Here is a 17,090-nt window from a genome sequence, read left to right as displayed (position 1 = left end):
TCAACCCCGAAAATCAAATCTGACCAGCACCATTACAACCAACATCGGCATAGCCCCAAGGTCGGCATAGGACATCACCTACATCCACACCTGGCAAGGGTTCATCTACCTGGCCACCGTCATCGACTGCTATTCGAAGAAGGTCGTTGGCTGGTCCATCGCCGACCACATGCGCACCGAACTCGTCGCCGACGCCCTCCGCAACGCCGCCGCGACGACCCTGAGCGAGCCGGACGCGATCTGGCACTCCGACAGGGGCAGCGTCTACACCTCGGCCGAATTTCGGGCACTGGTGACCGGCCTGGGGATGCGCTCCTCGATGGGCCGCACCGGCGGGCGGTGGGACTGTGACACGATCAGCTCACCAGGCTTGGTCGCGGCTTGACCCGTGTTGGGATTGACCGCCGCTCAACCGTGGCGTGTCCTTGTGTTGATCTGTCGACCTCGGCCCAGTCTGGAGCAGGGTTCCGCCTGCTAAGCCATGTCCCAATAGGGGCCTTGCCCCGGGTGTTCCCTGCCCGTGTGTATCGTCACAGTCCTGACTGACTTTCTTCGCGGAACCGCCTTCGATAGAACAGCGAATGAAAGGCCAACTAAATGCCCGCCCCCGTTTTAAAGCGCCCTCGCAAACCTCATGGGGTATTCCACGGCGAAGGAGTAATCCTCGGCGTCGATACGCATAAAGATGTTCACGTCGGAGCCGTCCTCACGATGGCTGGGGTGCTTCTAGCAACCCACAGTTTCGCAACCACCAGTGCCGGCTATCAGGCTCTCTTGTTGTGGGCTTACCGTTTCGGTGAGGTGAGCGCGGCGGGAATCGAGTGCACCGGCTCATACGGTTCAGCGTTGATGAAATACCTCCACACACAACATGTGCTGGTCTTCGAGGTCAACCAACCCGATCGTGCGTTACGGCGAAAAGCGGGGAAAACAGACGCAGTCGATGCCGAAGCTGCCGGACGCGCAGTGCTCGCGGGTCGCTCGTTATCGACCCCGAAGGACGGTATCGGAGGAAGCGAGAACCTTCGCCAGATGCGGTTAGTGAAGTCCTCAGCGGTGAAAGCACGCACGACCGCGATCAACCAACTCAAAGGACTCGTCGTGGGCGCTGAACCCGGTCTGCGAGACGAGCTACGAGGGCTGACCACGAAAGCTCTCACCCGGGCTTGTGCGGTCATGCTGCCCACCAGTGTCGAGCGGATGCTGATGGCAGAACTTGCCCACCGGATCAGCTACCTCACCGACGAACTCACCCGCCTGAAAACAGTCATGACGCAGACAGTCACGGCCTGCGTACCAGAACTCCTCCAACGATCCGGTATCGGCTACGACAGTGCTGCAGCGCTGATCATCGCTGTCGGTGACAACCCGGAACGGATGACGAACGAGGCATCCTTCGCGGCCCTGTGCGGGGTGAGCCCGGTCGAGTTCTCATCCGGGCAAACAACGAAACGTCGACTCAACCGGGGCGGCAACCGACAAGCCAACGCCGCCCTCTATCGCATCGTGCTCACCCGACTTCGATGGGACCCACGCACCCAGGAATACCTGAAAAACCGTACCGAGAAAGGCAAAAGCAAACGAGATGTCATCCGCTGCTTGAAACGTTACATCGCCCGCGCAATATTCACCATCATCAAAACTATCCCTGACCAGCCCAAACACCGAACACTGGTCGATTTGACACCATAGGGGCATCAACAGCATGTCCGAGAGCTTCTTCTCGATGCTCAAGAACGAACGTGTTTACCGCACCGCCTACGCCACGAAATCACAAGCTCGCAGCGACGTCATCCGATACATCGAAGGGTTTTACAACAGGCGACGCCGGCACTCCGCGCTCGGTTATCGCCGGCCCAACGAAGTCCACTACGGTTATCAGCAGCCAGCATTAGCAGCGTAGAAGAATCCACTAATTCCGCTGTCCGAAATACCCGCGGCAGGTCACACTCAGCGGGACGTGACCGACACATGTTCCTCACGGAATCAGGAAGCATCAGGCAAGCGCAACGAGAAGCCCCGCTGCAAGAGCGGTACGCTCTACCATTCCGTCGATACTGATCCATTCATGGCGCGCGTGGGCCCCTGATCCGACCGGTCCTAAGCCGTCAAGTACCGGAAGTCCGAGCGCTGCCGCGAAGTTTCCATCACTAGCTCCGCCAACCGATACCTCACGCAACTCGAACCCGAGAACCGCGGCGATGGAGTATGCGACCTTAAATAGCTCGCCCGTTGCTGCGCTTCGCTCCATGACCGGACGATTCCAGCCGCCTGTGATGGCGACGGTTGCCCGCGAATCTGCCGTAGTGAGCCCGCCGAGAACAGCGTCGATCCTGTTTGCTTCTGAATTTGATGTGACCCTCACATCTAACTCGGCGGTAGCGTGACCCGCCGTTACGTTTGTGCGGCTGCCGCCCGAGATGGTTCCCACATTCAGTGTCGTTCCGAGGGCGTGGTCACTGGCTGAATGAAGCTTCAAGACTATTCGCGCGATCTCATCAATCGCGCTTGTGCCGGCGAGCGGATCCAATCCGGCGTGCGCTTCAATCCCCGTGACGTCGATTGTGAAGATACCGACGCCCTTGCGGGCAGTTTTGACTGCGCCGTTCGCGGCCGACTCGAAAACGAGCACGGGCCCGCCGCCGGAGACGGCTCTTTCGATGATCTGACGCGACGAGGGGCTACCAACCTCCTCATCACCGTTCAGCACGAGTCGGATTGCCGGGTTGGGTAGTCCACATGCTTTGAGGGCAGCGACGGCCCAAGCAAACTGGATGAGGCCACCCTTCATGTCGAAGGCGCCGGGTCCCGTGAGACGATCGCCATCGATGGCGACTGGCCAATTCGTTAGCGTGCCAGCGTCCCATACGGTGTCGTAGTGGCACAGCACGCTGACGGATTTGTGCGACCCCCCAGTAGGGGGCAGATCCCATACGACTGTATCTCCGAACCCTGACGTTGAGAATGCCTGGCGTTCGACGGGAGCTCCAATCAGCGCAGTCAGCCACCCCTCGATCCATGTCAACCCTTGTTGCAGCAGTTCCGGATCATCGGAGGGTGTCTCGTGATCGATGTACTCCGCCAGGTCGTCGACTAGATTGGATCTATTCGTGTCGATCCAGTCATGCGCGCGGTCGCGTGTCACCGTGTCACCGCAGGGTCGAGCTGGTTCAGCAGAATTTCATTCATCTCTATTTCTCCGCGTTCTAGCTGTCCGATGTGGTTAACCATCGCGTGCAGGTATGGGACTTCGATGTTGGCTTCAGCTGCGGCAGCCAGTACAATTTCATATTGCGCGTGGACTTCCGTCGGGCGTTTGCGGACGGCGATGTCTCGCCAGATGCCTGACCGTGTTTTGGTTTGGGTTGCCAGCCAAGCAACGAGACTATCGATTGCTCTTGCATTCACGTCCGGGTCGACTCCGAGCCTGAAGGCGGCGGGGTCGAACGCATCGAATCCTTCGAGCTGTAGCTGACGATGGTCTGCGACGGCGATGACCTCAGCGGCGAGGGCGTTCATGGTCGGGCGGTGGCGGTCGATGAGGACACTCATGTCCTGGTCGGCCAGAGCGGTGGTGACGAGCATGGCTCCGAAGGCGAGCTTGGCCCACAAGAAACCCTCGACGTTATCCGAGATAATCGGTCGCCCCCAGTGTGCTAGATCGTCGGCAAGCGCCCGAACTCGGTCACTCGTACCGCCGGCATATTCTCCGATCGCTATTCCCCCGTGGCCTCCGTCTTTGATAACTCCAGGTTCGATTACATCGGCAAAGAGATCAACAAAGGCGGTCACAGTCCGGTCTACTCCGATGAAGTAGGCGATCGTTTCCTCGTTGAGACCATTTTGCATCGAAGCAACGAAACCGTCCGCGGTCAACCGTGGTGTGATCCAGGCCATCGCCGCCGGGGTGGCCTGCGCTTTAACCGCGAGAAGGACGCGCGTTATTCTCGTAGGTGCATCGTCCAGGGTGAACACGGGAATGCGTGCGACGAGCCTTCCACCAGGCGTGAGAAGCGTGATCCCGTTTTGCCGGATTGCTTCGACGTGACCAAGATCGGCGTCGATGAGCTGGACCGGGATACCTTTGGCATGAAGATGAACGGCAATGGTTCCGCCTATAGCGCCTGCTCCGATGATCGTGTAGGGGAGGTTATTCATACGTCTTGTTCCTCTCGTGGGTAAGTAAAGTCGACCGTGGTCCAGCTCAGGGGCAGGTTGTGCGCGCCAGTCGACGATCCACCGTCGATTCGCAGGATTGTTCCGGTGACCCAACCCGCTTCGGATCCGGAAATCCAGACGACCGCCCGGGCAATGTCGTCCGGCGTACCGTCTCGGCCGAGCGGGTTACCCGAGACGGCTGCTGCATACTCCGTTGTGACTGGGTTAACGTCGCTGGCTACGGCGATGAAGCCTGGCGCGACGGCGTTGACTCTAATTCCATGTGGACCAAGTTCAAGCGCCGATGCCCGCGTCATCATCTCGAGCGCGCTCTTAGATGTGCTGTACGCGGCAGCGCCGGGACGGGCCCGTAGTGCCGCTCCCGAGGAGATATTGACTATGGATGCTGTGGATTTCGCGTCGATCACGGCATTTGCCAGAGCGACCGTCGCTAGGAGCGGAGCACGCACGTTGATGTTTTGGACGGCATCCCACGTGCTGGGTGTCAGGTCGAGAAACGGAAGCGCTGGATAGATCCCTGCTGAGTTCACCAGGATGTCGACGGGTGAACGCGTCCAGGCAGCGTCGACCGTGCGGCGCGGGGCGTCTGCATCCTGTAAATCTTCTGTGATTGTCACGACTCCTGCTGCGCCGGCCTCGCGAACAACCCTAGCTGCGGCGGCGAGTGCGTCGGTTCGATAGTCGACAAGGGTTACTGTGGCACCGATGCCACCAAACCTGACAGCGGTCTGGAGCCCGATTCCACTCGCCGCACCGGTGATGAGTACGTGGTTCAATTGATGACCTTGCCCTTGGTCTCAGGCATCGTCAAATATACGATGAGCCCAATGAGCGCGGCTGCGGCGCAGTAGACCCATACGAAACTGCCAAGCTCATTCTGATTCAGCCAAGTCGTGATGTATGGAGCGGTTCCTCCGAATATTGCAACAGCAAGGGCATACGGGAGGCCGATTCCGGTCGCTCGTACTTCCGCCGGGAACTGTTCAGCCATGATCACGGCGCAGTTGGCGGAGTAGCCGAGAAGAAGAATCAGCCCGATAATTTGGATAATGAGGAGAACCCAGAAATTGCCATTGAGAAGAGTGAATGCGGGCCAGGCGAAAATGAGGAAACCGCCCGCGAACATGGACATCGTGGGCTTACGCCCGATTTTGTCGGACAAAATGCCAGCAAACGGCAAGAGAATTAAGAAGATTACGATGCCAACCACATTGGCAAAGAGCGCCTGGCTAAGTGGGATACCAGTGGTGACGGCGGCGTAGGTGGGCAGATACGACGCAAACATGTAGTAGAGAAGTGTGCCGGCAATCGTAATACCGAAGACGCGGAGGGTTGCCTTAGGGTGCTCGACGAACATGGTGTAAACCGCACTGCGACGCTTCTCAGTCGGAACAGCCTGGGCGCGGGCCTTAGCGTTAGTGAACGAATCGGTTTCCTCGACGGAGACGCGAAGCCACAACCCTATAACTCCGAGTGCTGCGCCGAAGATGAATGCGGCACGCCAGCCCCAGCTGTCGACGGCCTCTGCTGAGAAGGTGCCCGTAATAAAGGCACCGATGGCCGAAGCGATCAGGATTCCCGCACCAACGGAAACTTGCTGCCAGGACCCCGCGAAAGCCCGGCGTTTGGGTGCGGCTGATTCCACGAGGAAAGCTGACGATGATCCGAACTCGCCCCCCGCCGAGAAGCCCTGAACTAGTCGGGCTATCAGCAAGATGATTGGGGCGGCGATACCAATGGTCGAAAAATCCGGCGTGAGGCCCACTACGAGGGAGGCGCCTGCCATCATGCCGATTGTCAGCACCATTCCCTTCTTGCGGCCATGCCGGTCAGCGAAAGCGCCGATCACCGCTGCGCCGACAGGACGCATCACGAAGCCGACCGCGAACACTGCGAGTGTGGCCAACAAAGCGATCCCTGGGTCGTCAGCGGGGAAGAAATGGCGAGCAAAGATTGATGAGAACGTGGTGTAGATCGCCCAGTCAACCCACTCAACGGTGTTGCCGATAGCACCGGCGAGAACGGCTTTGCGCCCTCGGGGTGTGAGTTTCGTCTGGTGAACGTCGGCGCTTGCCGCGCCAGACGACATAGTGGTATTCGTCATGTGCGTACTTCCCCTTTGATTGGTCAGTCAGTGTTCGTAGACGTGGAATGTCATACGTAAGAAGGTTCGAGAAGGTCGAGTCGTTGCCCTCACGAGAAGATATTGGGGGACACGTGGGCGGCCAAGCCGGCATGCGTGGTGAACCAAACGTCCGGGAAGGTTCGGATATAAGTGAGAAGCTCGTCTAACATCGACATTCGTGAGCGGTGACCGATGATGTGTGGGTGCATCGTCAGCTCGAAGGTCCCCCCTTCGGCGTATGACGTATCGAACTCATCGCGCCAGATGCGGCCAAGTTCGCGCGGTGCCATATACGGGCGGAGCCCGGAGAATCGATCCATCATCAAATACGGCGCATCGTCCCGGATCCATTCAACGGGAATCTCCACAATCCCCGTTTGTTTTCCCTTGTGCAGGAGCTCATAGGGTTCATCGTCGGCCATAAGCGACGAGTCGTACCCGAACCCGAGCTCTTGGATGACATCGAGGGTGGAGTCGGAGAAGTCCCACGAAGGCGTACGGATTCCCACCGGCCGAACACCGGTCTGGCCCTCGAGCACGGCGATCGCACGGCCCAGGAGATCGAGCTCGTTGTCAAAGCTGAGATGTGTGTTGCGCTCGTGGATCCACCCATGCACGGCAACTTCGTGTCCGTCCGCGATGTATCTCGGTGCCTCATCTGGGCGGAGCAGCGCGCAGACGGCAGGGATGAAGAATGATGCGGAAATTCCGTGCTTGGTGAGGAGATCAAGGATACGCGGCACGCCGACGCGCGCACCGTATTCCCCTTGCGCCATGCGCCCGGGAGAGACCTCGCCGTCGCGCAACGAGGGCGTCTCGTGGTCGGAATCGAAGGAAAGCGCAACGGCGACGCGAGCCCCCCCGGGCCATCTTGTTTGGCCTGCGGCGGGGAGCAAGTTGGCGCCAGCGCGTACATTTTCCACGACGCCGCGCCAAGTAGATTCAGGCCAAGTCCACGGCTGTCCGGTTAGGTCAGTGGCAGAGGGTTCTGTGGTTTCACGCACTGGAGCTCCTTAATATGGGTACGAAACGACTGTCGACGATTGGCGTCCACATCCGCTTATGCGTGGTCATCTGGATGGTGAGATCGACCTCTCGAACTCCCGGAAGGGCGCCGAGCACGTGTGTGGTGAAGTCATAAAGATCGGCAAAGTCAGCAAGAAACACTTGGCCGATGAGGTTGTACCGACCAGCCGCAGCCGCGGCATAGTGCACGGCTGAGTGCTGAGCGAGCTGCCGTGCGGCGGCACCGAGTTGGTCAGGAGACACGGAAATCCAGAGCATGAGCTCAGTCTCAATACTCAGGAGGTGAGGAGCAAGCAACGGCCCAATCCGCAACCGCCCCGAATAGAGCAATTCATCGATGACCCGGCGAGTCGTCGCCTCGCTTCGGCCTATTGCACGCGCGACGTCGATAAGAGGCGTCCGTCCGTCCGGGATGAGTATCTCGACCACGGCGCGCTCCAGCGAATTGAGGTGCGTTCTCGCAGGTACTACCCCTTCGATGGCTTCAAGGTTGGGGGCAACCGCATTGCCGGTGTATTCAGTCGCCGCCTTCCACCCGATCTCTCCCGCTCCTTCGAGCGCTCCAGGGAAGGCATCGAAGGGAACCGTGAAGGTTCGGAGGACCGGGACCGCTTCCGTGCGAATGGACGGGTCTGCGAGAAGTTCCTGAAGAAGCCGCTCCAAGTCGGCAAGCCTGGGTACAACGAACTCTGCAACGCAGTCGGCCGAACCAGTGAGCGTGGAGACGAATCGAACTTCGGGCCGACGAGAGAGGGTCGCGACAACGGAGGCGGTGGCCGCCGACCCACATTGGATTCGTACCATGGTGGCAATTCCGAGGCCCGTCGCCGAGGCATCAACAGCGCCAACGACGTGAATCGCTCCCATATCGTGCAGCCGGGCGTACCGACGTTGAACAGTTGAGGGTGACGATCCTACAACTTGAGCGATCGTCGCCCAAGAATCGCGACCGTTCGCAGCAAGTGCACGGACGATGAGCTGATCCAGCGCAGTGAGCTGTACCGGCTCCGCTCCGACAAATTCCATATATCGACGTTATACCTCAACTTTAGAATTATAAAGTCTATTTTCAATCAAATATTTTTGGTTATATACGGGTTTCACCCAAGAGACGGAGTTTCCGTTTCCAACCGATTGCTCACCAGCAACGTCTCAGACCAAAGTACGCAGTGTCACGAAGAACGCGTCGACGACGATCAAACCCGCGAGTCATCAAACGCAAGATCTCGAAATGGTCCATCAAACGCCTCCACCACGCCCAGTGGCCACAACCCCGCCACGAACCAGAACGGTATTGAAGCTAAGCCTGAATCCACCGGTCGGCCTCTGAAGAATTCTTGATTTGGGCTCGATCCTCTTTCGGAGTTTTGGGCGCGGTCAAGCTTGGGGCCTCGATGCCTGGGTGTTCCACTGGGGTTCCTGGTTGCGCCCGGTCGGGCTGGATGGTTAGGTGGCGGCGCGGCCGGGCGGGCTGCAAACGCTGGTGAACAGCGCCGTCCAGCCTTCTTCCCAGGGCCAGCTTTTGGGTAGGTGCAACGTGACGCGTCGTGCCGACGTGGATACTCTGGCGGCGACGTTGATGAGCTTGCGGCGAACGGTCGCGGTGACGGCTTTTCCGAGGGCGGGACTGGCGAGGGTGCCGACGGCGCGGGTGAGATTGAACGTATTGCAGCCCAGGACGAGCCAGGCGGCGTTGGCCGTGAATACGCCGGATGGGAAGTGCGCCATCGCCGACGCTTTCATGTCGGCGTTCAAATTTTCGATGATCGCGTGGTGGCGGTGGGTTTTGTCGGCGTCAACGGTGTTGAGTGTGCTGGTGGTGAAGAATGCGTGAAAGCGAAACAGGTCGAAAAGGGTGCCTTGCCCGGCGGCGACGGTCTTGTTCAGTTCCGGGATGCGGCGCACGACGAGGCGTCCAGGGATTTGTTCGCTCTTCTTCTTCTTGGAGCCGAACGCGGTGAAGGGGATCTCGGCGACTTCCGCGTCGGAGATCCACTGCCCGGTGGCGTCGTCGAAGATCGCATTGGTGTAGTCCAGGCGGTCTCGGGGATGGTGCTGATACCCGCTTTCACCAGTGAATTCAGGCGTGCCGTGATCGAAACCATCGCGCCGGCGCGGAGGGCAGCTTTGATGACGGCGCTGACGTCGTGGGCGCTGTCGGCTCGTAGGAGCAGCATTCCTTTCGCGGTTGGGCTGCGCAGCCGTTTCACGGTCGCGAGGGTGTCGGAGACGAATTTCTTTGCGCCGCGGGCGGAGTTTGTGGGGCCTTTTCGTGGCCGGGAGCTGACGATGATCGGAGCGGCGGATCCGGTGCTGACGATGACGAGCAGGGCGTTGAGGCCGCGAACACCGGAGTAGCCAAACCCGGCGCCTTGCTTCTTGTAGCCGTGCACTTCTCTGATGGTGTCGTCGATATCGACCAGGGCGAGGTCGTCGATACCGGTCACGATCGGCGTGACGGCGGCGAGGTTCTGCAGCCACCGGGACGCGGCGGCGTCGAGCTGGCGGACATGGCCGAAAGCGAAGGCGCGCAGGAACGATCCCAGGGTCGAGGGCGCACAGGTTCCGGTGAACAATTTCCGGAGGGCGCCGTGCCGGAGCCCGGCCATATCGTCTATGGAGTCGGCGCCGGTGAGCATTCCTGCGACCAGTGCCAGCGCTTTCAGGCCGGCGTTCGCGCCGAAGTAACCGGGCAATTTCACCCACTCATCGCTGCCGACAACGCGTTCAACAACACACTCTCGGCCATCGCGGGCATGTCGGAGATCCGCTCTATCGAGCCCGCCGAACCCTGCACACCGGTCGCGACCTCCTCACCGACAAGCAACAAGACCGACTGAACGCGCTGTTCGACAGCGACACGCACGTGGAGGTTCAGGCGACCTGGGGCATCTACCAGCGCATCGTCGCCGCCTACCGGACCGACAATAGAAAGACCGGCAAGACCATGATGGAAGCGGTGATCGACTCGATCAGTCACGACGTCCCGCAGCTCCTGACGGAGCTGCACCGTCTCGGCCGGACCCTGAAACAACGAGCTTCCGACATCCTCGCGTTCTTCGACCGACCGGGATCCTCGAACGGCCCGACCGAAGCCATCAACGGACGACTCGAACACCTCCGCGGCACAGCCCTAGGCTTCCGAAACCTGACGCACTACATAGCCCGCTCGCTCCTTGAAGCGGGCGGATTCCGATCGCGACTACACCCCTAATTGCGAAGAGCCGGTTAACGCGCCGTCAAAACCTCAAGGTCGACCGGTGGATTCACGCTGGCTAAATGAAAACCACCGGGAACACCGTTAACGAGACACTGCCAATAAAGACGACCGTGATATTAGAACGCTCGCCTGTATTGTTTTGGCCAGATTTGTTCTGGATCGGATTGGTTCAGACGGAAGTAGAAATACGGATCCCTGAGCAGGGCGCGACCAATAATAACGGCCTGCGCGTCACCGCTGGCAAGAATATCGGTGACAAGTTCTAAATCCTCGATGCCTTGAACGGGTGCCGTCGGCAGTCCTGTTGCATCTGCGATAACGCGCGAAAACTCGACGTTGAGGCCGGGGCGCTTGGGGTATTCTGCATTGCGTTCCAGAGCGCCCGAGGTGACGTCGAGCAGATCGATCCCGATCCCGGCGAGCTGGCGACCGAATTCGACAGCTTCATCGATGTCAATCCCGCCGTCGATCCAATCGGTGGCGGTGAGGCGCAGGAAGACCGGCTTCTGCGCGGGGAAAACACGGCGCACCACGGCCGCCACCCGTAAGGGCAAACGCATGCGGTTCTCCAGCGTTCCACCGTATTCGTCGTCACGCTGGTTCGTCAATGGAGAAAGAAACTGATGCAGCAGATATCCATGCGCCGCGTGAATCTCCACGAGATCGTATCCGGCGCGATCCGCGAGTTCTGCTGCTCGGGCAAAAGCGACAACGAGCTCGTCGATGTCGGTGACGTCCATTTCACGAGGAGACGCCAAGTCCCCGTACGCGATGGGCGATGGAGCTATCACCGGCCATCCCCCATCGTCGACTGAAATCTGGCTGTTTTGCCCATTCTGTTCCCACGGCACCATTGACGCCCCTTTGCGCCCGGCAGCCTGAAGCTGAACCCCGGATACCGCGCCAGACGCACCAATGAACTCAGTGATTCTACGATGAGCGACCACTTGATCCTCAGTCCACATGCCCAAATCGCCGGTCGTTATCCTGTGCTGCGCACCCACGGCGGTCGATTCGACCATGACGAGACCGACCCCGCCGACTGCCCGTGAGCCGTAATGAACCAGGTGCCAATCGGTAGGCACCCCGTCCGATCCGGCGGAATATTGGCACATTGCAGACATCCACACCCGGTTCGGTATCGTCAGTGCCCGCAACGTCAACGGTTCATCAAGCCGGGTACCCCGAACAGCCGAATCGAGAATGGCTGCATTAACGATATCTGCGCGTGATGTTTTCGGCATGGCGGAGGTCCTGTCAAGTTATAAAAATCGGATGTCAGGCCGGTAGCCATGACACATGGTCCTACTCCCTTGATGCTATCTAGTGTCTTACATCAGCATTTCTTCGACGAAGTTACATCTCTTCCATAGATCGTGTCCGGCACGTGAGTATTTGAGGGTTTGGGGCCGTCCGATATTGCCTTCGGGGGCCGCTGGTATTGCCTGGGGATGCCGGGCTGCCGCGTGGTCGGGGGCCAGTGACCCTCGACCAGCGCGACAGGTTTAGACCGTGACCTGGCCGGCGGTGTGTTCTCGCATGTTGTGGCCGCCGGTCTCGACCCAGATGGTGTTGTGCACGATGCGGTCCATGATGGCGTCGGCGTGAACCCCGGAACCGAGGCGCTGGTGCCAATCTTTTTGTGCGTATTGGGTGCAGAATACCGTTGATGCTTGGTCGTAGCGTCGCTCGAGGAGTTCCAAGAGCATGCTGCGGGTGCTCTCGTCGGGTTCGTCGAGGAGCCATTCATCGATCACCAGGAGCGTGAATGCGGTGTACTTGTTCAGGAATTTCGTCGTCCCGGCGGGTTTATCGCGGGCCAGCTGCCAGGCCTCTTCGAGGTCCGGCATTCGGATGTAGTGCGCCCGCACCCGGTGCAGGCAGGCGGCTTTCGCCAGAGCGCACCCCAGATACGATTTCCCCGACCCGGTAAATCCCTGGAACACGACGTTCTGCTGCCGGTCGATGAACGAGCACGTGCCCAGTCCAGCGATCACAGACCGGTCAAGGCCGCGTTCCTCGACGAGGTCCAGGCGCCGCAGGTCAGCGTTGGGATACCGGAGGTTCGCCCGGCGGATCAGCCCCTCGACCTTGGTTTGGGTGAAGGTGGCGTGGGCGTCATCGACGGCAAGTTTGATTTTCTCCTCGAACGCCAAACCGAGGGTCAGGGTGTCGTCTTGGGCGTCGAACGCGTCCAACAGGGTGGTCACGCCCATCTCACGGAGCTTGCGTTTGGTCTCAATATCGATCCGGGTCATCGTGCGCCTCCGGCGTAGTAGTCGGCGCCGCGGACATACCCGCCAGATTCAGGTTCGGTGGGTTCGAAGCGAGGAATCCTGCGGGTGCGTGCCTTGTCTTGTCCGGTCTCCAGGGATCGGCCGCAAGTGCGCATACCGGGGCGACCGAATACGCCCTTCAAGCGCGATCTGACACGCCCTTTCCACTCTCTCACTGGAGTAACGACGGCTCAGCCGCAGCGCTGCCAGAGCGGCATCAAAGCCTTGCTCCTCCACGGGCACCGCCTCGAAGATCCTGTTCACGACGGTCACCATGTTCGGGCCGACACGCGTCGCCCACGCCCGGATCCTGACGCTGTCCCACTCCCGATACTTCTCGCCCTGAGGCTGGTCGGCATCGTTCGTTCGGTATTCGTTCACGACATGCTCCCCGAATAAGAGGTGGCTGGTGAGTCGCTCATGATTGCGATAAATCTCCAGCACTTGGGCGGTGAGGCGCAGATCCACGCCCTGCCCGATCTGCGCGTAGGGGGCGGAGTAGAAATTCTTCTCCCAAACCACATGCCCGTTCTTTTGAACCCGGCGCCCCATAATCCACCTGCTGATCTCGTAGGGAACCGACGGCAGCGGCCGCAGCAGCGCCTTCTCCTCGGCTTGGAACACGCTCAGGCGAGAGCCAGCGCGTTTCTGGAACGGTTCCCGGTTTATAGGCATCCATGCGCTCCCGGATCGCGATCCGCAATTCGGGGAGGGTTCCGAAGCTTCGATTGCGCAAACCTGCGATCACCCAGGTGGCCACGTGCGAGACCGTGTTCTCGACGCTGGCTTTGTCTTTCGGGCGGCGAATTCTGCCGGGGAGCACCGCCGCTGAATAATGCGCAGCGAGCTCCCGGTAGGCATCGTTCAACACGATCTCGCCCTCGCGAGGGTGCTTAATCACCCCGGTTTTTAGGTTGTCGGGTACAATCCGGGGAACCGATCCGCCGAACCACTCAAACATCGCCACGTTGGCCAGCAGCCAGGTGTCTTGGCGCATATCCAACGCCGGCTCGACGAACGCATACCTGGAAAACGGCAGACACGCCACGAACAAATAACCCGAGACGTCTCTCCCGTAACCGGGTCGATGAGCTGCATCGTCGGGCCCGACCAGTCGACTTCGATGGTCTGCCCAGCCTTATGACCGACCCGGGACGCCGCTCCCGTGATCAACGTATGCGCGACATATGCCTTGCAAAATCGGTCGTAACCCATCGAGGGCTGCTTCTTCACAGCGCACCCGTCGACGTACTTGCCATGGAGCAGTTTCAGCGTCACCCCGACCTTGGCGAGCTCTTTGTGCATCCCTTCCCAGTCGGGCTGCACGAACACGCTTTCATGCTCGCCGCGACCCGGGAACAGGAACGCATACACCTCAGCATCGCTGCGGCCAACGTGACCCTCACGGCCGACGCCGGCCTTGTCAGCGGCGTCAAACACCGCCAGCACACTCTTGCGCGACATGCCCTCCGCGAGTGCGATCGCGCGCCCGGTCATGTCCTCGGCGCGGAGTTCGAGCACCCGTTTCGCTTTTATCCTTCGTACCATTGCTAATTACTCCTTCCGCTGCGTGCCAATACACGCAGCGGAAGGAGCTAAGCAGATGGCCCCTAACGGAAATATTCGATGGCCCCCGAAGACGCTACGCACCGCTTGGGTCAGTGGCCCCGAAAATCAATAACGCTGGCCCCCAGGCGAGCGAATATTCAGCACGACCACCTCGGAGACGCGCCGCCTGACCCTAGTGGTGTACTTGGTGGTTAGGCGACGTCGCCGAGGTAGAGGCAACAGGTGAGCGTGGTGACCATCCGGGACACAGAACCACTCGTCGCCCTCATGAACGCTCAACTGGCTCAAAGAGGCGCTGAGTTCGTAACTTCCATGGCGTAGCCGGCCGGGCCATTCGGCGCGGTCGAGTTTGGATCCATCGACGACCACGCCGTGCGCTTGGAGTTCTTCATCGAGCCGGCGACCAATATGTGCGCAGTGCACTTATTTGACATGACCACGAAACAGGTGTTCGCTGAGCGGGTAGGGGCACCGACTTTTGAGAAAGCCATCGAGGGTTATCCCTGGGCTGCGGCGATCGACATGTTTGGCAACACCTGACCGCAAGCAGCAAGCCAGCGCAGGCAACCGTCCCTCAGTACCGCAGCCTCGACGAGTCATTGTCACTCCGTGATCTGCTGGAGACTGTCTCTTAAAGGGTGTTTCCGACCTGACGCGCTGGACGTGGGTCCAGCGCGAGAGGTGCCGTGATGACGACACTTGATGCTGTGACGAAGAAGACAATAAATGAGCCCACCCGTGAGGCGGTGGCGGCGAAGGAATGGGTGCGCCTGGCTAAGGAGCAGGGCCTGACCCTGGACGGTCCGAATGGGCTGCTGGGCCAGTTCACGAAAACATTTCTGGAAGCGGCGCTGAACGAAGAAATGACCGAGCACCTTGGCCATGAGAAGAACCGTGCCCCGGACGAGCGTGACGACACGAACGTGCGCAACGGGACCCGCACCAAGATGGCGGATAGTCGCTTTTGGTACTGCTAGTCCACGTTGTTGGTGTGTAACCTCGTGACATCGTGGACAGTGGATCTCAGCACATCGTGGACGCTGGGTCTCATGGCTTCGTGTGTCCTGTCTCAACGCATCGTGGACACACGATCTCATGACATCGTGGACAACATGTCTCACAGCATCGGAGACACTTACGCCGGTCATAGTCAGGGAATGACGAATTCTCTTTCACCCCAGACTCGCGCCGCGATCATGCATTACGACCCGACCCAGCCTCACGCGCTATCGATTATCGCGTTCTGCCGCTCTCTGAAGATCTCTCGGAGCGTGTTCTACAAGATCCGCGGGCGAGCTGTCCACGAGGCTACTGCTGCGCTGCACCCCCGCTCCCGCGCCCCGACGGTCCCAGCCCGGCGCTATGGGCAGGTCGTCGTGAATGAGGTCGTGAAGATCCGCAAACAGCTCAAGACTGATGGCTGGGATTATGGTCCCCGCTCGATCTACTACGAAGCGGCCATGGACAGCGGGTTCCCCGGAGGGAAGGTCCCGTCGGTGGCGACGATCGCACGTCTTCTGGCCAGCGTCGGGCAGGTGGACGCGTCACCAAAGAAGCGACCGAAGTCGTCCTACATCCCGTTCGTGCGCGCGACGGCGATGTCGCTGTGGCAACTGGACGCGTTCGAGTACCGGCTGGCGAACGGGCAAACCGTCACGGTATATCAACTGCTCGACGACGCCAGCCGATACGACGTGGGCTCCGACGCGTATTCGCGTCATGAGAACAGTGCTGATGCCAAGGACGTACTCGAACGGGCAATCGCCACATGCGGGGCACCCCAGGAAGTGCTGTCGGATAACTCGATGGCTGTCAACCAGCTGCGCGCAGGCAGGATCGGCTCCGTGGAGATCTTTCTGGCATCGAAAGGCACCATGCCGATCAGCGGGCTGCCGGGCAAGCCCACCACACAGGGCAAGAATGAGCGTTCCCACCAGACGTTGATCCGTTTCCTCGACGCCGATCGGCCGGCCACTCTCGAGCATCTCCGTGTCCGGATTCAGCGTTTCCGGGAGCACTACAACAATCGCCGGCCGCATCAAGCCCTCGAACAAGCCACCNCCTCGAACAAGCCACCCCGCGGGCAGCGTGGGACTTGCTTGAGCACACGCCAGCGACCGAGCCGATCCCGCTGTCGGTGCTGGAAGCAAAAGCCTCGGAGTACCGGCGGGCCCGCTCGCGACGACAGTCAGACCTTCACCGGGCGCCGTTGACGATCTCCAAGACCGGGCAGGTCATGCCCGACGACAACGCGCGGCCGCAAACAGCGAATCAGTCACTGGTGGAGATCACCAAAGCCAACCGGCAGGTCTACTTTCAGGGCTACCAGGTCTCCCTGCCGACGACGTACGCCGACCGCACGTTCTACCGGACGATCACCGACGACGCGTTCTTGCTCACCGATCCCGTCACCGCTGAGATCGTGTTCTCATTCCCGCTGCCGATGGTCGCGCTAAACGTCCGAGGCCGATACGTTGCCTCATACTCCATCCAAGCCCTACGTGCCAGGGTTGGGTGAGGCCAGTAGCTAACAGCAAGTCCGCCGTGTGACGTAGGGCGAGAATCAGGAATCATCACCATGTCCAGCCCGTCTGTGATCGCCGTGCGCGACGATAGTCCTATGAGTAGTCCCGGACCCCGAGCTGGTGGGCCGACCTCACGAAGGTCGTTCACCCCAGCGCAGAAGCTGGCGTAC

At 60.1% G+C, this 17,090-nt stretch carries 10 protein-coding genes and 6 pseudogenes; 6 read left to right on the top strand and 10 right to left on the bottom strand.

Features of this window, described 5'->3' with window-relative positions; translation table 11 throughout:
* Positions 1–70: 70 nt before the first annotated feature.
* The 3 genes and pseudogenes from CXY70_RS00275 to CXY70_RS00265 all read left to right on the top strand — a co-directional run.
* A pseudogene (locus CXY70_RS00275) lies at positions 71–346 on the top strand (DDE-type integrase/transposase/recombinase); the annotation flags it as partial.
* Positions 347–597: 251 nt separating this feature from the next.
* Positions 598–1,692, top strand: coding sequence for an IS110 family transposase (locus CXY70_RS00270; RefSeq protein ID WP_104190418.1), 1,095 nt, complete (start codon positions 598–600; stop codon positions 1,690–1,692).
* A 7-nt stretch (positions 1,693–1,699) separates the two neighbouring features.
* A pseudogene (locus CXY70_RS00265) lies at positions 1,700–1,903 on the top strand (IS3 family transposase); the annotation flags it as partial.
* 93 nt (positions 1,904–1,996) lie between these two features.
* On the opposite strand, the gene CXY70_RS17925 reads toward CXY70_RS00265, so the two are convergent.
* The 7 genes and pseudogenes from CXY70_RS17925 to CXY70_RS00230 all read right to left on the bottom strand — a co-directional run bounded on the left by CXY70_RS17925 (position 1,997) and on the right by CXY70_RS00230 (position 10,032).
* Positions 1,997–2,890 carry a M20/M25/M40 family metallo-hydrolase gene (locus CXY70_RS17925; protein WP_199183306.1) on the bottom strand — a complete coding sequence of 298 codons (894 nt, stop codon included), beginning with the start codon at positions 2,888–2,890 and terminating at the stop codon, positions 1,997–1,999.
* A gap of 251 nt (positions 2,891–3,141) precedes the next feature.
* On the bottom strand, positions 3,142–4,158 hold the full coding sequence (locus CXY70_RS17920) for a ketopantoate reductase family protein (RefSeq protein WP_199183305.1): 1,017 nt from the start codon (positions 4,156–4,158) through the stop codon (positions 3,142–3,144).
* Positions 4,155–4,955, bottom strand: coding sequence for an SDR family NAD(P)-dependent oxidoreductase (locus CXY70_RS00255; protein WP_104190417.1), 801 nt, complete (start codon positions 4,953–4,955; stop codon positions 4,155–4,157). The genes CXY70_RS17920 and CXY70_RS00255 overlap by 4 nt, the downstream gene beginning before the upstream one ends.
* Positions 4,952–6,283, bottom strand: a complete 1,332-nt coding sequence (locus CXY70_RS00250; RefSeq protein ID WP_199183304.1) for an MFS transporter — start codon at positions 6,281–6,283, stop codon at positions 4,952–4,954. The genes CXY70_RS00255 and CXY70_RS00250 overlap by 4 nt, the downstream gene beginning before the upstream one ends.
* An 89-nt stretch (positions 6,284–6,372) precedes the next feature.
* A complete protein-coding gene (locus CXY70_RS00245; RefSeq protein WP_233205639.1) occupies positions 6,373–7,110 on the bottom strand; it encodes a polysaccharide deacetylase in 738 nt (245 codons plus the stop codon).
* A 190-nt stretch (positions 7,111–7,300) separates the two neighbouring features.
* Positions 7,301–8,356, bottom strand: a complete 1,056-nt coding sequence (locus CXY70_RS00240) for an Lrp/AsnC family transcriptional regulator (RefSeq protein WP_104190414.1) — start codon at positions 8,354–8,356, stop codon at positions 7,301–7,303.
* A 420-nt stretch (positions 8,357–8,776) separates the two neighbouring features.
* A pseudogene (locus tag CXY70_RS00230) lies at positions 8,777–10,032 on the bottom strand (IS1380 family transposase).
* 11 nt (positions 10,033–10,043) lie between these two features.
* On the opposite strand from CXY70_RS00230, the pseudogene CXY70_RS00225 reads away from it, so the two are divergent.
* A pseudogene (locus CXY70_RS00225) lies at positions 10,044–10,544 on the top strand (transposase); the annotation flags it as partial.
* Between the two features lie 122 nt (positions 10,545–10,666).
* Here the strand turns inward: CXY70_RS00225 and CXY70_RS00220 are convergent.
* The 3 genes and pseudogenes from CXY70_RS00220 to istA all read right to left on the bottom strand — a co-directional run bounded on the left by CXY70_RS00220 (position 10,667) and on the right by istA (position 14,374).
* Positions 10,667–11,794, bottom strand: a complete 1,128-nt coding sequence (locus tag CXY70_RS00220; protein WP_104190411.1) for an NADH:flavin oxidoreductase/NADH oxidase — start codon at positions 11,792–11,794, stop codon at positions 10,667–10,669.
* 261 nt (positions 11,795–12,055) lie between these two features.
* Entirely contained in the window at positions 12,056–12,808 is a 753-nt protein-coding gene (locus tag CXY70_RS00215) for an ATP-binding protein (RefSeq protein WP_104190410.1), read from the bottom strand.
* Positions 12,805–14,374 (bottom strand): annotated as a pseudogene (istA, locus tag CXY70_RS00210) (IS21 family transposase). Before istA ends, CXY70_RS00215 begins: the two are co-directional and overlap by 4 nt.
* A gap of 710 nt (positions 14,375–15,084) precedes the next feature.
* On the opposite strand from istA, the gene CXY70_RS00205 reads away from it, so the two are divergent.
* Both CXY70_RS00205 and CXY70_RS00200 read left to right on the top strand, forming a co-directional pair.
* Positions 15,085–15,372: a transposase gene (locus tag CXY70_RS00205; RefSeq protein ID WP_199183303.1), complete on the top strand. Its 288-nt coding sequence runs from the start codon at positions 15,085–15,087 to the stop codon at positions 15,370–15,372.
* A gap of 180 nt (positions 15,373–15,552) precedes the next feature.
* Positions 15,553–16,898, top strand: a pseudogene (locus CXY70_RS00200) (integrase core domain-containing protein); the annotation flags it as partial.
* Positions 16,899–17,090 lie beyond the last annotated feature (192 nt).

It is taken from the genome of Cryobacterium sp. Y82 (assembly GCF_002929495.1).
GTDB lineage: Bacteria > Actinomycetota > Actinomycetes > Actinomycetales > Microbacteriaceae > Cryobacterium > Cryobacterium serini.
Note: the sequence above shows the minus strand (reverse complement) of the source record. Positions and strands in the feature narration are given on the sequence as shown.

Coding starts and splice junctions, on each gene's coding strand:
- CXY70_RS00250 (WP_199183304.1), bottom strand. CDS start 6,283: ATGACGAATACCACTATGTCGTCTGGCGCGGCAAGCGCCGACGTTCAC.
- CXY70_RS17920 (WP_199183305.1), bottom strand. CDS start 4,158: ATGAATAACCTCCCCTACACGATCATCGGAGCAGGCGCTATAGGCGGA.
- CXY70_RS00205 (WP_199183303.1), top strand. CDS start 15,085: ATGACGACACTTGATGCTGTGACGAAGAAGACAATAAATGAGCCCACC.
- CXY70_RS00220 (WP_104190411.1), bottom strand. CDS start 11,794: ATGCCGAAAACATCACGCGCAGATATCGTTAATGCAGCCATTCTCGAT.
- CXY70_RS00215 (WP_104190410.1), bottom strand. CDS start 12,808: ATGACCCGGATCGATATTGAGACCAAACGCAAGCTCCGTGAGATGGGC.
- CXY70_RS00270 (WP_104190418.1), top strand. CDS start 598: ATGCCCGCCCCCGTTTTAAAGCGCCCTCGCAAACCTCATGGGGTATTC.
- CXY70_RS00240 (WP_104190414.1), bottom strand. CDS start 8,356: ATGGAATTTGTCGGAGCGGAGCCGGTACAGCTCACTGCGCTGGATCAG.